At 54.1% G+C, this 19,203-nt stretch carries 14 protein-coding genes and 1 pseudogene; 5 read left to right on the top strand and 10 right to left on the bottom strand.

Features of this window, described 5'->3' with window-relative positions; all coding sequences use genetic code 11:
• The first annotated feature begins 10 nt into the window (after positions 1-10).
• Complete coding sequence (gene pbpC, locus C2U40_RS12725) at positions 11-2,410, top strand: penicillin-binding protein 1C (protein ID WP_103827730.1); 2,400 nt, start codon at positions 11-13, stop codon at positions 2,408-2,410.
• Between the two features lie 101 nt (positions 2,411-2,511).
• Here pbpC and C2U40_RS12720 read toward each other — a convergent pair whose 3' ends face one another.
• The gene (locus C2U40_RS12720; RefSeq protein ID WP_103827731.1) at positions 2,512-3,471 is read right to left on the bottom strand and encodes a hypothetical protein; all 960 of its coding nucleotides are present in this window, start codon (positions 3,469-3,471) and stop codon (positions 2,512-2,514) included.
• Positions 3,472-3,776: 305 nt separating this feature from the next.
• On the opposite strand from C2U40_RS12720, the gene C2U40_RS12715 reads away from it, so the two are divergent.
• Together C2U40_RS12715 and C2U40_RS12710 are read left to right on the top strand one after the other, a co-directional pair.
• Complete coding sequence (locus tag C2U40_RS12715; RefSeq protein WP_104467487.1) at positions 3,777-5,135, top strand: tyrosine-type recombinase/integrase; 1,359 nt, start codon at positions 3,777-3,779, stop codon at positions 5,133-5,135.
• Between the two features lie 733 nt (positions 5,136-5,868).
• Positions 5,869-6,318: a hypothetical protein gene (locus tag C2U40_RS12710; protein WP_075115341.1), complete on the top strand. Its 450-nt coding sequence runs from the start codon at positions 5,869-5,871 to the stop codon at positions 6,316-6,318.
• Between the two features lie 584 nt (positions 6,319-6,902).
• On the opposite strand, the gene C2U40_RS12705 is transcribed toward C2U40_RS12710, so the two are convergent.
• The 8 genes and pseudogenes from C2U40_RS12705 to C2U40_RS12660 all read right to left on the bottom strand — a co-directional run.
• A complete protein-coding gene (locus C2U40_RS12705) occupies positions 6,903-7,628 on the bottom strand; it encodes a KilA-N domain-containing protein (protein ID WP_103829270.1) in 726 nt (241 codons plus the stop codon).
• Between the two features lie 199 nt (positions 7,629-7,827).
• The gene (locus tag C2U40_RS12700; RefSeq protein WP_103829271.1) at positions 7,828-9,591 is read right to left on the bottom strand and encodes a hypothetical protein; all 1,764 of its coding nucleotides are present in this window, start codon (positions 9,589-9,591) and stop codon (positions 7,828-7,830) included.
• Positions 9,592-9,702: 111 nt separating this feature from the next.
• The gene (locus C2U40_RS26730; protein ID WP_233768772.1) at positions 9,703-9,798 is read right to left on the bottom strand and encodes an RNase H family protein; all 96 of its coding nucleotides are present in this window, start codon (positions 9,796-9,798) and stop codon (positions 9,703-9,705) included.
• A gap of 665 nt (positions 9,799-10,463) precedes the next feature.
• A complete protein-coding gene (locus tag C2U40_RS12680) occupies positions 10,464-11,468 on the bottom strand; it encodes a tyrosine-type recombinase/integrase (protein WP_233768845.1) in 1,005 nt (334 codons plus the stop codon).
• A gap of 171 nt (positions 11,469-11,639) precedes the next feature.
• On the bottom strand, positions 11,640-12,725 hold the full coding sequence (locus tag C2U40_RS26530; protein WP_103829273.1) for a hypothetical protein: 1,086 nt from the start codon (positions 12,723-12,725) through the stop codon (positions 11,640-11,642).
• Positions 12,726-13,971: 1,246 nt separating this feature from the next.
• Positions 13,972-14,544: a recombinase family protein gene (locus C2U40_RS12670; RefSeq protein WP_017779893.1), complete on the bottom strand. Its 573-nt coding sequence runs from the start codon at positions 14,542-14,544 to the stop codon at positions 13,972-13,974.
• 13 nt (positions 14,545-14,557) lie between these two features.
• Entirely contained in the window at positions 14,558-14,770 is a 213-nt protein-coding gene (locus C2U40_RS12665; RefSeq protein ID WP_010673871.1) for an Hha/YmoA family nucleoid-associated regulatory protein, read from the bottom strand.
• 623 nt (positions 14,771-15,393) lie between these two features.
• Positions 15,394-16,592 (bottom strand): annotated as a pseudogene (locus C2U40_RS12660) (IS3 family transposase); the annotation flags it as partial.
• Between the two features lie 374 nt (positions 16,593-16,966).
• Here C2U40_RS12660 and C2U40_RS12655 point away from each other — a divergent pair.
• Positions 16,967-17,344 carry a DUF2513 domain-containing protein gene (locus C2U40_RS12655; protein WP_103827221.1) on the top strand — a complete coding sequence of 126 codons (378 nt, stop codon included), beginning with the start codon at positions 16,967-16,969 and terminating at the stop codon, positions 17,342-17,344.
• Between the two features lie 451 nt (positions 17,345-17,795).
• Positions 17,796-18,314, top strand: coding sequence for a toll/interleukin-1 receptor domain-containing protein (locus tag C2U40_RS12650; protein WP_233768771.1), 519 nt, complete (start codon positions 17,796-17,798; stop codon positions 18,312-18,314).
• Positions 18,315-18,604: 290 nt separating this feature from the next.
• On the opposite strand, the gene C2U40_RS12640 is transcribed toward C2U40_RS12650, so the two are convergent.
• The gene (locus C2U40_RS12640; RefSeq protein WP_272499872.1) at positions 18,605-19,186 is read right to left on the bottom strand and encodes a helix-turn-helix domain-containing protein; all 582 of its coding nucleotides are present in this window, start codon (positions 19,184-19,186) and stop codon (positions 18,605-18,607) included.
• Positions 19,187-19,203 lie beyond the last annotated feature (17 nt).

Here is a 19,203-nt window from a genome sequence, read left to right as displayed (position 1 = left end):
CTGGCGCTTGATGAGTCGCAGACGCCCTCTGAGCAACGTTTCTTCCAGTGAGCGGGTTCGCCCGCTCACTTTCTGGCAGCGTGGCTGGCTGAGCCTGGGTCGCAGCGGCCGCGCTGGCTGGCGCTGGCTTGGTCGCCTGCCGCGCTGGCTGCGTTTCTCGGTGCTGGGCGTTGTAGCACTGCTCCTGTCATTGTTAGCGCTGGATAGACTCTTCCCGCCGCCACCGCTCGACCCTGCCTATGCGCGGGTGGTGCTCGACATGAAGGGGCGACCGCTGCGCGCCTTTGCCGATACCAGCGGGGTGTGGCGCTACCCCGTGACCCTGGAGCAGGTATCCCCCCGCTATATCGAGGCGCTGCTTGGCTACGAGGATCGCTACTTCTGGCGTCATCCCGGGGTCAATCCGGTGGCCATGGTGCGCGGGATCTGGCAGTGGCTGCGTTACGGGCGCGCCGTGTCGGGCGGCTCGACCCTCACCATGCAGGTGGCGCGTCTTATCGAGCCCTACCATAGGAGCGTGCCCGGCAAGCTGCGCCAGATGGCGCGCGCGCTGCAGCTGGAGTGGCACTACGACAAGCGCGCCCTGCTCACCGTCTACCTCAACCGGGCGCCGTTTGGCGGCAACCTAGAGGGGGTGCAGGCGGCAAGTTTTGCCTATCTCGGCAAGAGCGCGGCCAAGCTGACTTATGCCGAGGCTGCGCTGTTGGCGGTGCTGCCGCAGGCTCCCAGCCGCAACCGGCCGGACCGGCATCCCGAACGGGCTCGCACCGCCCGCGACAAGGTGATGCAGCGGCTGGTGGCACAGGGTGTCTGGCCCGAACAGGTGTGGCTGGAGGGGCGCATCGAGCCGGTGCTGGCCCGCGGTCACTTCACGCCGATGGAGGCTCCGCTGTTTGCCCGTCTCGCCGCCGACAATCAGGCGGGAGCGCTGGTGCACACCACCATTGACGGCGATCTGCAGCGCTGGCTGGAGGGGCGGGTGGCGAGTTATATCCGTCGCTTCCCCGAGCAGACCTCAGCGGCGTTGCTCTTGGTAGACAACAAAACCATGGCGGTGCGCGCCTATGTGGGCAGCGCCGAGTATGGCAATTTGCGCCGCCACGGTTACCTCGACATGGTGCAGGCGATCCGCTCCCCCGGCTCTACGCTCAAGCCCTTCATCTACGGTCTGGCTATGGACGAAGGATTGGTGCACTCGGCCTCCCTGCTCTCCGATGCGCCGAGACTGGGATCTGATTATCGCCCCGCCAACTTCTCCGGTGCCTTTCAGGGGCCGGTGACCCTGACCCAAGCGCTACAGCAATCCCTCAACGTGCCGGCGGTGCAGGTGCTGGAGGCGCTTGGGGCCGACAAGCTGGTCAGCCGCCTCGACAACGCCGGGGTGAGACTGGCGCTCTCCGACAAGCCCAATCCGGCCATAGCGCTGGGGGCGGCGGGGATTCGGCTTGAGCAGCTGGTGGCGCTCTACAGTGCGCTGACCCGCGAGGGACAGGTGGCGATGCCGGTTTGGCTGGCGGGGCAGCAGGCGGTGTCACGCCCCTTGCTGAGCCCGGGGGCGGCCTGGATCATCTGGCAAATATTGAGCGCGCAGGGGCGGGCTGATCAGCCTTTTGCCAGTGAGGCGACCGGCCGGGTCAACCGACTGGCCTGGAAGACCGGCACCAGCTACGGCTATCGCGACAGCTGGGCGATGGGAGTCTCCGGTCGCTGGACCATCGGCGTCTGGCTGGGGCGCCCCGACGGCACCCCCATGCCCGGTTTTTACGGCCAGAGCGCGGCAGTGCCGTTGCTGCTCTCGGTTTACTCGCGACTGGCCGACAACAGCCCCCTACCGACACAGCCCAACACGGTGAGCGAGGCCGAAGTTTGCTGGCCGCTGGGGCGCAAGGCCAGCGCAACCCTGCCTGAGGCCTGCCTGCAACGCCAGAGCGCCTGGCTGCTGGAAGGGCGCGATCCTCCCACCTTGCCGGATCCCATGGATTGGCCCTCGCCGCTGCGCCAAGTGGCGTTGACCAAGGAGGGCAAGCCGACCCTAGCCCGCTGCCACGATGCGGCGCAATCCGCTTTTCGGGCGCTCTGGCCGCTGTCGCTGGAGCCTTGGCGCACACCCGGCGAGCGGCGTCAGGCGCTGCTGGCCAGCGACTGCGCGGGGGAGGGGCAGAGCGCCGAGCTGCAGGCCCCGATTCGCATCGTGGCGCTGGGGGAGGGCAATCTTATCCGCAGCCAGCGCTATCGGTTGCAGCCCAAGGTGCTGGGTGGTGTCGGCAAGCCGGCCTGGTTTCTCAATGGCCAGCGGCTGCGCTGGGACGGCGATCAGGTGCTGAGCGTGGCGGGTCGTTATCAGCTGGTGGTGGTGGATGAGGCGGGCAACAGCGATCGCATCGAGTTTCGGCTGGAAAATCCCTCCTGAGGGGAGGCGCCTCTCTTTGGTGTGTCAGAATATTGACGGCATCGGGGGATGGCTCCGATGCCGTCAGCGGATTGTCGATTTCCCGACAGGGCGTCGCGGAGTCAGGGCTTGACCTGACCCAAGCGGGTGAAGAAGTGCTGACTCTTGCGCTGGTGGAAGTGGCTCTTCTTGATGGAGTGAAACACCAGGCTGCTGTCCGGATGGCTCGCCTTGAGGCGATGGATCATCGCCATGGCAGGCAGGCCAGTACTGACGAGGGTGGTGAGAGGCAGGCTCTGGGTCTGCGGCCCCAGCAGCTGGTTGAGCCCCTGCTGGGCCTGCTCGAAGCGGGTCAGCACGGCGGGCTCGGCGTAGCCGCTGCCCAGCATGGCGAGCAGGGCATCGAGCGCCTGATTAAACTCGGCCAACTGCTGGCGAAAGCCGCTGCGACTGCGCAGGGCGATCAGTTCTGCAAACGGGATGTCGGCCAAGTGAGTGGGCACTTGCAGCGGGATCTCCAGATGGAAGCAATCCTGACCACCGCGGTTGTGATAGCGGGATTCAAGCAGGTGCAGCAGCCGGTCGAGATAGTCGTGATCGGTGATGAGGGCTCCCTCATTGGCGAGTGCCCACTCGCGGGCGAGCCGCATGGAGAGCAGGTTGGCAAAGCGCCGTGCCATCCTGAACCCGCCCTCCTCCCGGCTGGCAAAACCGTGAGTCAGGCAAAAGCCGTGCAGCCGCTCCAGCCCTGCCTGGGCCGGGCAGAAGCAGTCGTGGTTGGCAGGCTGGCGCCAGCGACCGATCAGCTCCTTGTTGCCAAACACCTTGTGACGCACGAAGTCGGAGGCGAGCAGGCTGCTCAGCTGGCTCTCCAGCTGGGGAGTGATGGTGGCAAAAAAAGCGGCATCCGGCCGTTCGGCCAGCAGATCTGTCTCCTGTTCGAGCGTCTGCAGCAGGGCGGTGAGGCCGCTCTTCTCACTGACGGTGAAGACGAAGGCGAGCCGCTCCAGATAGAGCAGGGCAAACTTGAGCCACAGCTCGTCGCGCACTTCCATGCCGGGGTAGTAGATATAGGTCTTCATCGAATGGGTCTGTGGTCAGGAATGTTGCCGGGACGCAGGTTCGGGAATATACGCAAGATTGCCTCGGTGCGGCAAACATTGCGTGGGGGAATGTGAGCAAACGCTCATCCAGTAGGCGCTGGCCACAAAGTTCTGATATAATTCGCGCCCTTAAATCAAGGTCACCCGAGTCATTACCATGAAGTTCATTATCTTTTGACTCCATGTGTAACGCATTGAATTTATAGCTAATCAACAACTTACAGCACAAAAATGGAAACATTGGCGGTAACTTTTGTGGTAAGACTAGCATAAGTGAGGTGTGCATGAGAAGGCGTGAGACTTGGGCCTTACAGCAGAAGGCAAATGGCTGGTACTTGGTGTGGAATGTCCCCAAGGCTATCCGTGGATTGCCGATGTTTGGCGGTCGGAGGCTCTACACAAAGACGTTACAAACAGGCGACCTTAAAGAAGCCCAGAGGAAGCGTGACCTCATCATTGCCAACTTTGAGCGGTTGGTGGCACAGGCTGAAGAAGCCCCCAAGCGTCTGCGATTTAACGCTTACATCGAAGAGATTCAACAGGCCATTAGGGAAGCAGGGCAACGCATTGAAGCGGTCGTGTTGCCAGATGGACAAGAGGTTGTCGTTGAACCTGAAGGGCTTCACCATGCCTATGACGTTGAGGCTGCAATAGCTCGGGGGGATGAAGAGCTGGCGGATGCCATAAAGTTGGCCATCCACGGGGAGCAGGATGTCATCGACAAGTACGCCATTACGCTAAAAGAGGCGTCTACGGCGTTCATCGAGAGTGAGAAGGCCAAGGTCGCAAAAGGTCTTAAAGCAGCAGCTCCGGCAACGTTGAGTCGCGCCAAACACGCAGCAGAAAGCCTTGGCTCCTTCCTTGGTCGTCCAGCGGTTCTACTGAAGGATGTGGAACGGAGGGACGTGACTTTGTGGCTTGATTCCCTGGCTGGTAGCAAGAGCGATAGCACACGGGTCGGCTACTTATCGGCTCTGTCCCTTGTGTGGGAAAGTTGCTATCTCACTCGGAGCGTGGAAGGGGATAACCCATTCAAGAGCGCAGGAATCAAGAGCACAGGCGACTCCCGGTCATACGCCCCTTTTACGCTTGAAGAGATGGCCCAAATAGTCGAGAAGGCACCGCATGATCTTCGCATGTTGACGAAGTTCGGACTTATCACTGGTTGCCGCCTAAGCGAGATTATTGGTCTTCAGGCTGATTCCTTTGAGGTTAGCCAAGGCGTTCCGCTGGTGCGTATCAAGGCTGGCAAGACAGCAAACTCCATTCGCGCCTTCCCTCTTCCGCTCGGTCTCTGGGAAGAACTCAGGCAATGCGTGGTCGGTAACGTGTGGCCTGTCCCTAAGTCAAAGAATCCCCACGGGTGGTCCAGCAAGTTTGGCAAGTTGAAAGAGGCAGCCACAGGCGTCAGAAATCGGACCAAGGGCTTCCATAGCTTGCGTGGCATGGCTATCACCGCGTACCAACGTGCAGGCATTCCAGAGGATGTGACAGCGCCGATAGTTGGGCATGGGACCAAAGGGCTAACCATGTCTTATGGTCTCTATTCATCCGGTCATGACTACTCACGCCAGCTCGAAGCCGTTGAGACCATGCTTGCGTCCGCCTACATGTCCCAGTTCCTCAAGTTGTTCAACAAGTAATCAACACAAACAAAAAGCCCCCTCGGTGAACATCAGGTAGTCCTGAAGTCCGCAAAGGGGGCTTATTCGTTGAGCGGAGCGTTTTGTACTTCTTTAGCAGCTACCCAATAACACTAAGAGAACACTCACGCTTTTACAGTGACCCATTGTGTCAGTTGCAGGGCAGCACATCTTCGCCGAGCTATGGAATAGTGAACATGGGCGGTGAGATGTATGAGATTTAAAAATCCCCCGGTGGGGCACAGAGAGTGCGCTGGCGAGGAACTTAGAATCCACCGGTGTGGCACAGAGAGTGCGCTGGCGAGGAACTTAGAATCCACCGGTGTGGCACTGAGAGTGCGCTGGCGAGGAATTTAGAATCCACCGGTGTGGCACTGAGAGTGCGCTGGCGAGGAACTTGGAATCCACCGGTGTGGCACAGAGAGTGCGCAGGCGAGGAATTTAGAATCCACCAGCGTGGCACTGAGAGTGCACTAGTGAGGAGATTAAAGCCCATTACCGTAGCGCTGAGAGTGCAACTAATGGCGCGGTGTGGCGCAATGTGACGCAATGTGGCGCCAATAACTTAAAATTAGGCGCCAAAAATTGAAGGTGAGGCGCCAATGGATGAAGTTTTATAATGCAAGGAAACTAAATCAATAATGATTTATTGAATGGGAGGTGATGAAGATCGTTGATCGGCGAATGGGAGGGGAGTAAACTTGTCCGCATGAACTCTTTGGAGGGGACTGTAATGTTTGACAATCTCAATTTTAAAGCTGTGACAGCGGCAGGCAAATCATCATCAGAGCTTGTCAGCATAACCCACAGCTTCAAGACCAAAAAAAATGAGCTGCTTTTTAGGATCAGCCATGAAGCGATGGAGCGGTGTGGCTTCCAGTATCAGGACAAAGTCCAGCTTCTTTTTGCTAACGACAATACCGTCTGTCGGATCATGAAATCAGATAAGCCTGGCAGTGTCACTCTCAGCCAACAAACAAAGAAGAGCGACACATCTCCAGCAATCATTCGGCTGTCATTTCGCGCCGGACTACCTGATTTTTTAGCTCAAGAGAGCAAAGGGACCAACAAGACTTTCAATCGGGTCAAGTATTTGCACAAAGACGACATGATTGAGTTCAAGGACGGTTGCTTAACCTTTCAATTAGATCTCGTTGATTCAGAAGAAGATGATGAGATCTAGAAAGACAAAAGGCATCCGTTAGGATGCCTTCTGAGGAGGGTAGGATTGAACCAAATTGACCAGCACGCCAATGCTGGAAGGCTACAACCCACTGTCATTCTCGACTTGGATAGTATGCCGTCAACGTCTGGAAATCAATCCTACTCAATTGGTTCACCTGCATTATGGGAGGCAAGATGCTGAACGCAGGTGCTTTAGAAAACAGGTTTAAGTTCGACAAAGTCGCAACTAACCCTGTGTGCCAATGTAGAAACCATCAGCTTTGCTTGTGGTGTTCTATGAGTAGTTCTGGACATGAGGAATACTCCAATGAGCGATAAAACATACCCTTACGTAGAAGATGGCTACGTCTACTGCAAACGCTTCAAACATTGGCGCAGTGGTGAGTATGTATACCCTAAGACGGCAGAATGTTTCCGGTTTAAGATCGGCGGCAAGTAATGACGAAGAGGGAACCGCAAGGTTCCCTTTTTTCATGAATAGCTTGAGTGACAAAATTCAATGGAGTAATCATATTCGCGGTTCACTCATCGAGAATGAGTTAATCATGCTGATTAACGCTCATCGCTTGCATTGCCCACTCATCATCCATTGCTTGCAGTAAAATCATCATACCTCCAGCTTTCGATTGCCTTCATAACATCTTTAGCAAGGGCTGCTTTGATCATCATGTAGTCCATCCCCGCGTCCAGCAGCGCTTCCACCTTGCCTTCAATGCGGGCCATCACTCCAAGCCGCTTGCCATCATCTTGAGACACCAAGAAGTCACGCGCGGACATACCATAGCGGTTCTTGAATGCCGTACCGTCCAGACCAGTCACTGCCTTGCAGACAAGAGACTGTATGTTAGCCATGACGTGGTTCAGGTTGCCTTTCACGTTCCCTTCTTTTTGTGCAGTGTAGATAGCGTGACAGAAAGCCTTATTGCCTTCACGAAGGGTTTCACGCCATGTCAGAGTGACAGAGGATTGAGCGATCTTCACCGCCCCTTCAGCATCACCACGGGCAGCAGAGGAGAAGGTCCGGAGGACAGCGTTGTGGAAATCATCGTCTAGCCATGAAGCGTAGGCATAGACCCCTTGCTCATTCGCATAGGTGCCGCCGTGCTTGCCCTTGAAGGTGATCAAATTGTAATGGCGACTTTTCTCGCCATTAAGAATCCCTTTGCACCAGTCGTGCGGCTTCTGCTTACGGCTCATACCACCAGTGTACGCACGGTGCAGGTCGTTGAGACAGAACAGGCCGTCCTTCTGGTTGACGGTCACTGTGTTGCCCATGAAGTGCAGGGAGATAGATTCGACTTGTTTCATTGAATGGGTTCCTTATGTTGTGCCTCTCATGCCGTTCCCCCTCCAGCAAGCCCCCAATCGCTTAACCCATAGGCAAGCTGGAGCAGCAGAAGAAGCACGACATAAAGACGCAATTGGTTGATTGACGGTCGGGGAGTGACCGGATGTATTGCTTAGGTCAGGGAGAATGACCCCCAGAGGTTTCTAGGGGTCGATTGGATTAGCGGAAGAATGACTCGAAGGGGTTGCTCGATACGTTCTTCAGCTTACGCACTGGATAGCCAGCGCCTACTCGTTCGTACTGGTCAGCGTGTTCCGTGCGGCGGGACGGTTCGTCCTTACCGTAGGCTATGTCCTGCTGTTTGAACTCGCTGGCAGTCTTCTTGAACATGTCAGGGGTGACTTGCACCATCAGGCCTAAATGGTCCTTGTGCTGGAAGATCAGCGTCCCGTCCATGTCGGTGAACTGGTGCCACTTGTCCAGCGGCTGGTTGCTCCCGAAGTACGTATTGGAGGCGTTCGTCAAGGTCTTGTCGATGGTGGTGTTAATGACCTCATTCAGCACCTTGTCCTCGATGTGAACCCCTAGCGTTTCCCCCAGCATGTTACGCACTCCGGTAATGCCGGTAATGGTCACACCATTGGCGTCGTGGGCGTCCGCTGTCACGTACTCAGCGGCTTTCTCAGAGGCTTCCGCAGGGGACAGGCCGAAGTGCATCAGGGACTCCTTCTCACGCTTGTATGCGTCCCGCTGTGTCATGTTGAAGCCAGCTATCACCTCGCTGTCCCTCTTCCGTTCATCTGCTGAATTGACCGGAAGCATGTAGGGAGTTGCGGTGGTGAGGGACCGATACAGAGACCCAGCGAAATCTTCCCCAGACTTACGGCTCAACATCAGGGCTGCTTGGACAGCCTGCCGTTGTGTCTTGGTCAGTCCCACACCTTCCAGAGCGTCCACGCCTCCACGCACGTCTAGGTACATCTGGAGGGTATTCGCTGCTGCCTGGAAGGTTGGAGAAGGGGTCTTACCGTCAGGGGACACGGGGTTAGCAAACATGGCTGCCATCAGGTGCTTGTCTGTGTTCAGGACTGACGTTGCGGCCACTGTGCGGTGCAGCGCTGGGTTAGACCGGACAGCCCATTCAACCTCATCCCTTTTGACCCCATCGTTGATAGGCGCAAGAGACATTACGACCTCCATTGGGGTCCCCTGTGAGAGCATCCCAAGGACTGCCATCTGGCGCTGGGCCTTGAGTGCTTCCTTGTGTGCCTTGTTGGCCTCGATTGCTCGGCGTCGTGCTGCTGCCTCTTCCTCGCGCTTCTTAGCGTCGATCATGGACTGGGCCTGACGCTTCCAGACCTCTACGTTGTCGTGCAGCTCAGGGGCCAAGCGTTGGTCTTGGGCCATCCGGTCGAACAGCTCCATGCGTCCCTCTGTGATAGCGATCTGGGCCATGGAGGCGATGGCGTGTTGCTGGGCGTCACCTTTGAGAGCCATGACGGATTCCCAGTGTTCCGGTGAGACATCCCCAGACGTTCGCAGCTCGTTGGACGTGTTGTAGACGGCTGCCCGGACCTTCTCACGGGTGTCGTGGGCTGCTGTCATGCTGGTAGTGGTCTTGTCCCGCAGGTAGTCAATCTTCTTACGGATCTCACTTTGGCGACCGATGGGGGCCTTCTCAATCAGACCATAGAGGTCGTTGATCCCTGCTGCCTTCAGAGCGGCTTCAGGGTCCTTGGCGAAGTCTGACGGATCCATGCCTTTGATGGCATCCTCATACTTCTCAACGGCAATCGACAAGTCGGCCTGAAGTACCTCTTGGTCTATCTGGTGTTTGTACTGGAGGAACTGCATCCCGAACTCTGCCAGCTTCTCAAGGCCAGACAGTTGGCGGGGTGCTGGGACTACAGACGCTTTGTAACGCTGGGCAGTGATTTGGCGAGTGGGCTCAAGGGGGCCAAAGCCACTTTGACGAATAGTCATGTTTATTTCTCCTTTAGCATCGCTCTCCTACGTGAAATTTCTGGGGTCACTACCCTGACTCATTCCGAGATTTCACGTAGGAGCGCCAATAGTTGAGTGTGTTGATCCGTTTTACAGGCCAGAGCGATTCATACCGGCCACGGCCAGTTGATCCGCTCGTTCATTCAAAGGGTGGCCGCTGTGACCCTTAACTTTCCGGAAGGTCACTTGGTGGGTATCCAGCAGGTGATCTAGCTTCTACTGGTAGGTTCCTTCAGTTGAGCTGGGGAGATGCAGGACCTTTCCCATGGATTGCATTAGGCGGTCAGCAGGACGGCCAGCTTGGCCTTGACCCTCGGAAGGATCTGCTGGGCATGTTCGCGGCGAGCGGCGTTGTGCTCTTCAGTCGCGCGGATCCACTCCTCCAGATCCTTCAGTGCCTCCAGTAGTTCATCCTGAGTCGGTTCGCGGTACTTGAAGCCATGATCCCTGCCATGCTCAGAACCGTTACGCTCGCAGATAGCTTCATGAAGAGTGCACGGGGGTCTCCCAGGTCGCTGCTCTGACCGGGATGGGTGACGGTTTGAAAAGTCGGGAAAGTGCCATAAGAAGACATAGTTGTTTTTCCTTGTTGATAGGGAGATGGCTCTACCGCCGAGGGGGAATAAGATCACGGCAGAACAGCCGGAACGCTCTGGATACAGGTATGAAGCACCATGTTATAGGCCAAGGCGGTTGCTTTTAGGTCAGGGTTATAGATAAGGAAGACACGAACTTTATTTTTATGCGGGCCAATTAATGCAGGATTTGGTTTGAAACCACATGTGAGATTATTTTTGGTATGAATCTCCATTCTCATCTAAAGAAAAAATTAAAAATCAGAACGACGATTATTAATCGTCGAATTCATCCAAAGCATCTCTCGCCACTCTTAAGCTTGAATCATTTAAATGCGTGTAACGATCTGTCATCCGCATGCTCTTGTGCCCAAGCCACGCCTTTATTATGGCCATTGAAACTCCTGACTGTGCCAGACGGCTTGCACAAGTATGTCTCAATGTGTGAGGGGTTACATCTACGCCCAGTCCTGCACGTTCTCGAGCAAGAACGAATTGTTTATAAAATCGCTGGTAATCTAATTCCCCCCATTTTAATGCTGATTCTAATGCTCGTTCTGTCAGAGGGATTTTACGAGGCATTGAGTTCTTGGTATTTTCAAATAGAACACTTTTCTTTTTTCGATTTATACTGTGAGGCCGTAATGCCATAGCTTCTCCGAAGCGACATCCAGTATCGACAAGAAATCTAGTCAAATGCCACGCTCCGTCAAAGCTTAATTCGCGAAGCCAATACAGAAGGGCTTCTTCCTCCATACGAGTCACAAATCTTGTTCTGGCATTGTTCTCCGGGAAGAGTCGAACAGCAGGCTTAAAGGGGATCAGCCCTTCATCTACTGTGGTGCCTAAAAGCTTTGTTATAGATACAGTTTTTCTATTTATGGTTGCACAACTGTTGCCCTTCTGCAGATAGAAATCGGAGAGGTGAAAAAAGAGTCTCGTTGTGATTACCTCAGGTCCCAAGTCTAACCACCCCATCTCCACAAGTGCACTTTGAGCCCGTCGCTTTAACTCAAGCCCCGTTTTTGCGTGGCGCCAAGAGCGAAGCCATGTAAGTTCCAACATGTCATTCATAGTTGGTGTACAACCGGCCTTCTGTATTTTAGGCATTTCTTGGTATAGATTACTTTTTCTATTTCTCGACGGAATTCTGTCTGTGTTATTACCGGTAAGGAACAGTTCTAACGTTCTTGCTTTAGCGTACGAACTGACAGATTTCCTAACTCTTTTCCCATCGACGACCACATCAACCTGCCAGCTGCCACCCCTTTGTCTAATCATCTTCACAAACTCCAAATAAATACACATGAAAGGGTTGTTAATGTGAGGGATTATTGCAGTGTGTTCAACTGGCAATAATTGCAAGCAATCCCAATGTTGGTATTAATGTTTATTTAGGCTTGGTCTTGGAAATAGGGGGGACTCTAAACTCCCCCCGTCTCACATGTAGTTTTATTCAGGTAAAGCTATACCGCTCTGGGTTGCAATCCGCTGCACCTGGGCTTTGCGCTGGGTGATCTCAGAGAGCTTAGCTTTCAGTATCTCTTCCTCGTCGCACAGCCCCATCCATTCCTCTTGGAGCTTCACAGGGTTGGCCTTGGCGGCTTCTACCTGCTCATACTCGGTCGTGGGCTTGGAGGGCTTGGTGTAGCGAGATTGGTCTTTTCCGAAGCCGGTAGCTGCCAGGACGTCGAAACGGGCGACAGGAGCGTCTGCTTCATCTTCACTCAGGGAAAAAGCAGCGTTACCGTCCACGTCGAGGCCGTCAGGCCCGAGTAGTTCTTCGAGCTGTTCATTAACAAAGGAAGCCGTTGCACGGGTTTCAGAGCGGTCTTCAGTGGATGCCATCGGGATGGCCGAGTTGGAGACCTCGGGGGTGCCCGGTTTTGCCAAATTGGCATTTTCGGGCGCCTTTTTTGAAACCACCTCGTCTACTGTGCTGGAGCCCATCTTGAAGAGCTTGGCAATCGCACGATTGCTCATTCCTTCTTTGTGCTTCTCCAAAATTGCAGCGTCACGGCGCTCTTTGCACTGCTGGGACAAGGACGGAATTGGCTGCTCTTTTGTCCCCTTGTAGTTGCTGTATCCCCGCACGACAGCGGTCCGTGCAGCTCCGATTGCTTCAGCGATCTTGGTGGTGTCCGGCTCGAAGGCATTCTTCATGTACTTGCCGTCGCCAATCTCCATCATTTTCTTGATGATGATGTAGTAGTCGGCGTTGGTGTTGCCTTTACCGTGCTGGACATTCGCCCCCATTGCCAGCAAACGGACCTCTTCTCTGGAGGACGCAGGGACAATCACACATTGGTCAACAGGGATCTCCAGAATGTCCAGGCGGCGGTACGCTTCGATCCGGTGGAAGCCGTCTGTCAGGTAGAGGTGGCCATCTAGTTCAGCCAGACGGATTTTTGTCTTGAAGGACACACCACGTTCGATCAGGTCCATCATGTCGAGTACGTTGTCGTCGTCCATGTTGGCGCGGAACTGGGTGCCAGCGGAACGGATGATGGAGGTGATTTCGATGGTGGAAACAGTCATTTGGTCATTCTCCTATTGTCATTCGAGCCACTTGTGGGTCTCTTCGGGCAAAAGAAACCCAAACCCACGGGCGGTAGGTCTGGGCGAGGATCTTCAGGATTACTCAGATTGGGTCGAGATTATAACGACACCTATGCGGGGGGAAAATCAGGGGGCTCACAGACATGCTTATCAAGGTTCGCTGTATTCCCTGAGCACAGGGGTATAGATAACTCCTTCTCCTGCCCTTACTTGATGGACAATGTTGATAGGTGATGAAGGGGAGGGTGGAGGGAAACGTTGGTGGTGTCCAGATTCCCCAGTCTGGCGTTTTCGTACAGTCCCAAGATCCATCGCCGGGTACTCCATTTTTGCCCCAAGGGCATTTCTGAAGTAGTCCCGCAGTCCGTCGCAGGGTGTTGCATGTTCCTGGTTCAAGGTTTTGCACAAGGCCACTCACTGAGCCTCATTGGGAGCTCGACATGTTCAGCCAATGAATACTGTTGATAGGTCTTCCTTGCTGGTCATCTGTCCTGAAGTCATAATTCGGTGGTCCTATGGATGAGCAGGGGGAAGCGACAACAGGACAGCACTTGGGCCGTCCTCGGGTAGTCTTAAAGATACCTGTAGTAAGTAGTGTATAGAGAGATAGTATCCAGGGTATCTAATAGAAGTCTTTAGTATTGGTCTTTTCGTATCCCCCCTATGGTCAGGGAAAAGTGACTAGCTCCAATTGCCCCTGCTCTGGAGGTCTCTGGAAGGTGTCTTAGTAGTGTCTTCGGGATAATCGTCGGGAGTGCAGACCTCGGGATGTACCCACAGACAACAAACAGGGGCACTCAGACGAACAAGCCCAGAGTCAGCCCCATAGCCCCCTTATGCCCCCTCCAGATAACCGCTTAGACGCTCTCTCTGCTCACCTTACGTCTTCCCCCATACAACCCCACACGCTCACCCCTGCACGATCTCACAGATCCACAGAGAAAGCCTGAAGACAGCAGGGACAAGGATTGAAGGGCGAAGGGAGGTAATGAGAAGGGACCAGGGGGACAGGCGCAGGGCCATCGTCGAGTCCTCCCAAACGACAAACCCCCAAGGTGTCGCGGTGAACAGCTTCGGGGGTCGATTGGAAGATTCGATCAAAGTGGGTTACTCGATCAGTTCTTTCTATTGGTCAGGGTAAATTAGCTTTCTCTAATGTGCTTTGGGACAGTCCAGGTGATCTGTTCTTTCGATGGTCCCAGGCTCAACCGATAGACACATTCGATCAACTCAACTCCCCATCCTCTCGCATCCTTGTTGATAGACGATGGACAGTCGCTCGGCTGACTCCATGAAGCGTAGCGATTTCCCGCAGGGACTTACCGCCTTCCAGCAGGGTCGCCTTGATTGCATCCTCGTCGATACTCTTGGGCCTGCCTGTGTACTTCCCCGCAGCCTTAGCTTTGGCGATCCCTTCCATCTGACGCTCCTTGCGTAGAGCCGTCTCGAACTCAGCAAAGGCGCCCAGCATGGTGAACATCAGCTTCCCTTGGGCTGTCGTCGTCTCTAGGTTCTGGTCCAGTACACGCAGGGTCACGCCCTTGGCTTCCAGTTGCTCAGTAATGTCCAGCAGATCAGCGAGAGAACGGCCCAGACGGTCCAGCTTGGTGATCACCACATCATCCCCCTCTCGGACATACCGCAGGAGTTCTGCTAGTTGCTCACGACCATCTGTGCTGGTCCCTGATACCTTCTCTTGGTACACACGCTCACAACCGGCTTTTGTCAGCTTATCCAGTTGAACATCCAGCGATTGACCGACAGATGACACTCGCGCATAACCGATAACCTGTCCCATTACTCTCTCCTACTCAATCCACCAATGCCCAAGCTGTCATAGGGACTTTCCCCGCATCAAAATGCCTTCCAGCCGCTATCTCTGCTTGCCGGTGGTCAATCGCTGCGATGACCTTCAGCTCCTCTTGGAGGCCCGTAGCAGCAGCCTTATCAAGCATCCTTGGGGCAACTCTATCCAGTGACTTCCTGTCCTTGAATCGGCGAAGCCTGATAACCAAGTCATTCATGCGGAAATCTCCTTCATCTTCTTCCTATTGCTTCAACGGGAGTCCTTGTCGGTGTCACGCTGTCACATTAAGGTCTTAATCTGATGGGACTTAGGTTATGAAACAGAAATGAGACAGTCAATAGCCCCGTGTGAAAGAAGTTCATTAGGGTATACCTCAATGAGGCGGACGGAGGACCGAGCGATACAGCAGGAGGCCGCAGAAAGAAGCAAGGGAGCGCCTACGTGTCAGCAATGAGATGGCTTGGGGCAAGGACAAGAAGAGGAGCGGGCAGGTGCTCAGGTGGTGAGAAAAAGAGGATGGCAAGGCGACCGGCTGGAGAACTGAGGGGATACGGGGGGAACTGGCGGGCGCTTAATCACTGAAGAGGCCGTTCAGATTTTTTCCAAAATTTACCGAAGGGTCCCTATTGGGTAAGATGTGATTTTGTCCAAATTTGACTGAGAACCCACATGGATCAAGCCACGAATACCTTAATAGCCCTTGGTGGGGGACTACTAATTGCTCTGCTAGGGTGGGCCTTTTCATCTTCTAAAGTTGAAACCCAAGTGGTTGATGCCGATGATGCTTGGTCTCAGTTTGGATTTGACCCCATAGGTCCAGACACTTTTTCCCGCTTAGGATTGTGATACCCGACTGCGCAGAAATTCCCGGGGTGAACGGTATCCCAAGGCGCTGTGCGGGTGGTGTTCGTTATAATGCTCAAACGCGATAGCCAAATTGCCTACCGCTGTTCGGCTATCCGGTTTTGGCATCATCTCGATATAGTCTCGCTTCATCGTCTTCACGAAGCTCTCCGCTATACCGTTACTCTGTGGGCTTCTCACCGCAGTAGTTCTGGGCTCCAACCCGATTTCTCGTGCAAACGCGCGGGTCTCATGGGCTCGATACGCCGAGCCATTATCAGTCAGCCACTCCACCGGTGATGCCGGCAACGAATCCCCAAAGCGACGTTCGACAGACCTCAGCATGACATCTTGCACAGTGTCACTGTCGTAACCCCCAGTACTGGCCGCCCAGTCCAACGCTTCCCTATCGCAGCAATCCATGGCGAACGTGACACGTAGTTTTTCACCGTTATCACAGCGAAACTCGAAGCCATCTGAGCACCACCGTCGATTGCTCTCCTTGACGGCAACACGCCCCTTATGTGCCTGCTGGGCCAATGGTGCAGCTGGTTTTCTTTCCAGCAGCAAGCCATGCTCGCGCATGACGCGATATACCCGCTTAGCGTTTACCACAGGTTGTTCTGTTGCCTCAGACTGACGCCGTAACAGCGCCCAGACCCGGCGATAGCCATAGGAGGGAAGCTCTGCCATCGCCTCCATGATACGGCCAAGTAAGGCTGCATCATCACGCTGGCGATGATGACGACCATCTTGCCAACCCGGTTTTCGATGAACACGAACGGATAGCTGCGCACGCGATACATTAAGAGCCTGGCTCACAGCACTTAATCGTCGTCCCCCGGCAACAAGGGCGCATGCGCAATCCATTTTTTTGCTCGACCATACTCCACGGCTTCTTTGAGGATCTCGTTCTCCATGGTCTTCTTCCCGAGCAGACGTTGTAGCTCTCGGATCTGCTTGATGGCAGCAGCCAACTCGGAAGCAGGAACAACATCCTCACCGGCGGTGATCGCCGTGAGAGACCCTTCTTGGAATTGCTTACGCCATTTGAAAAGCTGGTTTGCGTTGACGTCGTGCAAGCGAGCAACATGAGAGACGGTCATCCCGGGCTCAAAGGTCTGCTGCACGATGGCGATCTTTTCTTGTGGAGTCCGGCGTCGACGGCGCTCGGCCCCTGTTAACACTTCGACCATCTTCTCGTTGTGACTAGTACTGAACATAGCTCCAAGACTACCTCTTAAGTTAAGAGGGGCGAAGTGTCTGGATCTTCAAGGGGCCAATCTACAGTTTGATGGGGTTACTTCTTTCCAGCTCACCTTCTATCGCCAGTCAGGGAATACCCATCGTGTCGTGCAAATTCATGGCACCCGAGAGGACGTAGAGGCAGAAATCCGGAAGGTGTTCAACCGCGCCGGAATAAGAGACCAGTACATGGTGGGGAAACGAGGGGACGCAATTGATTACTGCAGAGCCTACCATAACCACCGTGGCTCGAATGAAGGTAAGAAGGTCGGCGGCTGTTTGATTACTGCTTCTTAGTAACATCACCTCAAATAAAGGAAATCGCATGAAGAGAGACTGGGACGTTATTAGACTACTTTTGACCAAGTTAGAAGACCTGCCGCCTGCAAGTAGCCTCACTCTTGCTGACTTTAAAGGGCAAGGTACTGATTATGCTTACGTGATCTCTTACCACATGAAAATGCTCATAGATGGAGGCTATGTGGAGGGGCAACTGTCACATGAGCTAAGTACAGCGCCTAAGCATTTTTTCGCAACAGGTCTTAAGGAAAAAGGGCATGATTTCCTGGATGCAATTCGTAGCGATACCATCTGGAACAAAACTAAAGAGACCTTAGCCGCCAAAGGGATCGACATGTCCTTTGAATCAATCAAGACAGTGGCCGTTGCTGCAATGTCTTCCATGCTTGGGTTATCTACGTAACATCACCTTTAACCGTGCTCCTGCTTGAATGTTGGTACAGATACACCTGAAGATTTCACGTAGGAGCGCGTCAGTAAAGCCTTGGCTAAGAATGTCTATTGACCTCGCGTGACACCATCGACTATTGATCGATCATTCAATTGTTCTCTAATACCCATTTGGGTTATAACCGTATTCTCATGCAGCGACCGATTTTGATTGTTATAACCAATTGAAATCATTTTGATTAATTCTGTGGTTAATACATTTGTAGGTTATAGAGGAGAGTTGAAACATGGCTAGATGTACAGCCCCAGTTCGGGGTCATAGTTCAGCTGCGGCAGCGGCCGCCTGTCCTGCTTGTCGTTATAAAAGCCGAAGTTACGGTGGTGGATACAGCGGTAGTTACGGCGGTAGTAGTTACGGAGGTTACACCCCTTCATCATCTTCATCAGGGAGTAGCAGCCGAAGTGTGAAGCCTAGCTGGTCAAAAGCTGGTTCTGTTGTTTTCTACACACCCAACGAAGTGACATCACTCACGCCAATCCGTCAAACTGTAGAGACAAGAGCAGCAGAGCAGCCTGATCTTCGTGATGTATTTTTGTGCCATGCGTGGGATGACCGGAAAGGGGTAGCCAAAGAGCTACATGATTTACTCGAAGCGGCGGGTGTCAAAGTCTGGTTCAGTGAGAAGGATCTTGGTCTCGGTGTTCCGATGATGCGGGCCATCGACAAGGGTTTGGCAAACTCCCGAATTGGGCTGGTACTTGTGACACCTGCTTTGCTGGAAAGATTGCCTAAAGAGGGCGTCGCTGACAAAGAGCTTTCGGCTCTATTGGCTGGCAACCAGCTTGTCCCAATCGTGCATAACACAACGTATGTTGCTCTCCGCAATGTCAGCCCTCTGCTTGCTTCACGCAGCGGCTTGGACACAGGGGAAGATACAATGTCGGTTGTTGCTGCTAAAATTGCAGAATTAGTAGCGGTTTAACTTAGTGATCCGTACAGGTTCCTAATTCAGGTGCGGTTGTTCTAAAAGTGTGCTTTAGCGATTAGGTAACTGGGTCAGCTTCTGGTTAGCCCAGTTACCGTACTTGTCCACATAGCTAAACCTCGGGCCTGTCCTCCAGCCCTGCACACGGCCAGACCGCTTGTTCACCTTCCGGTACTCACCGCCCAGCAGGATCTCCCATGCGCTCCCATTCTCTCCCAGCACAGGGAATTCCTGGCTCTCGGTTATCCCAAGTCCAGCTTCTACGCATACCAGCTTTTTCTGTCCGTTCATCGTTGTGCCCTCAGCATGTCCTTGAGCTTATGTAGGGCACTCCTGTTGTGCTCTTGGCTGGCCTTCTTGCAGGCCTCCCATTCCTCCGGTGTCTTGATGACTCGCTTGTGGTCGAACATGGCGAACTTACCCACAGGCGAAGAAGTGAGAGCGTGATCCTTGTTACTTTGTTTCTGTTTAGAAGAAGTCAAAGACTTAGCCGGACGCTGGGTGCTGGGGGTGCGGAAAATTGACATGATCGCAGAGCCGAGACGGTAAATTGACGCCAGATTCCAGTTGGCTATCTGGTCGTGCTTACGGTGTTCGGTCTTGATGAAACCAAGATCTTCCAGACGACGCAGCGCATTGCGGACTGTGCGAGTGGTGCAGCCGACAGCTTTAGCGATGGAACGTAGGTAGAGACAGGCAGCCCAGCCCTGAGCTTTGTTCATGTGACGGGCTATGACCAATGCAACTTCTTTGGTGTAGTGGGTCCCGAAGGTGGACGCTGGTAGTTTGGCAATGGTGGCAACAATCTGGTCGCTGTGAGATAATGTGCAGCTGTTCACGGGAACTCCTATTCTAACATTTGTTCCCATCGCTACTCGTAAGTCAT

The sequence above is a fragment of the Aeromonas sp. ASNIH4 genome (assembly GCF_002934425.1).
Lineage (GTDB): Bacteria > Pseudomonadota > Gammaproteobacteria > Enterobacterales > Aeromonadaceae > Aeromonas > Aeromonas hydrophila.
This window is presented reverse-complemented; position numbering and strand designations above follow the sequence as displayed.

Excerpts from the sequence above, each read along its gene's own strand:
- C2U40_RS12720 (WP_103827731.1), bottom strand. The coding sequence starts at position 3,471 with ATGAAGACCTATATCTACTACCCCGGCATGGAAGTGCGCGACGAGCTG.
- C2U40_RS12665 (WP_010673871.1), bottom strand. The coding sequence starts at position 14,770 with ATGAATGACTTGGTTATCAGGCTTCGCCGATTCAAGGACAGGAAGTCA.
- C2U40_RS12655 (WP_103827221.1), top strand. The coding sequence starts at position 16,967 with ATGAAGAGAGACTGGGACGTTATTAGACTACTTTTGACCAAGTTAGAA.
- C2U40_RS26530 (WP_103829273.1), bottom strand. The coding sequence starts at position 12,725 with ATGACTGTTTCCACCATCGAAATCACCTCCATCATCCGTTCCGCTGGC.
- pbpC (WP_103827730.1), top strand. The coding sequence starts at position 11 with ATGAGTCGCAGACGCCCTCTGAGCAACGTTTCTTCCAGTGAGCGGGTT.
- C2U40_RS12670 (WP_017779893.1), bottom strand. The coding sequence starts at position 14,544 with ATGGGACAGGTTATCGGTTATGCGCGAGTGTCATCTGTCGGTCAATCG.
- C2U40_RS12640 (WP_272499872.1), bottom strand. The coding sequence starts at position 19,186 with ATGGGAACAAATGTTAGAATAGGAGTTCCCGTGAACAGCTGCACATTA.
- C2U40_RS12705 (WP_103829270.1), bottom strand. The coding sequence starts at position 7,628 with ATGAAACAAGTCGAATCTATCTCCCTGCACTTCATGGGCAACACAGTG.
- C2U40_RS12710 (WP_075115341.1), top strand. The coding sequence starts at position 5,869 with ATGTTTGACAATCTCAATTTTAAAGCTGTGACAGCGGCAGGCAAATCA.
- C2U40_RS12700 (WP_103829271.1), bottom strand. The coding sequence starts at position 9,591 with ATGACTATTCGTCAAAGTGGCTTTGGCCCCCTTGAGCCCACTCGCCAA.
- C2U40_RS12715 (WP_104467487.1), top strand. The coding sequence starts at position 3,777 with ATGAGAAGGCGTGAGACTTGGGCCTTACAGCAGAAGGCAAATGGCTGG.
- C2U40_RS12680 (WP_233768845.1), bottom strand. The coding sequence starts at position 11,468 with ATGATTAGACAAAGGGGTGGCAGCTGGCAGGTTGATGTGGTCGTCGAT.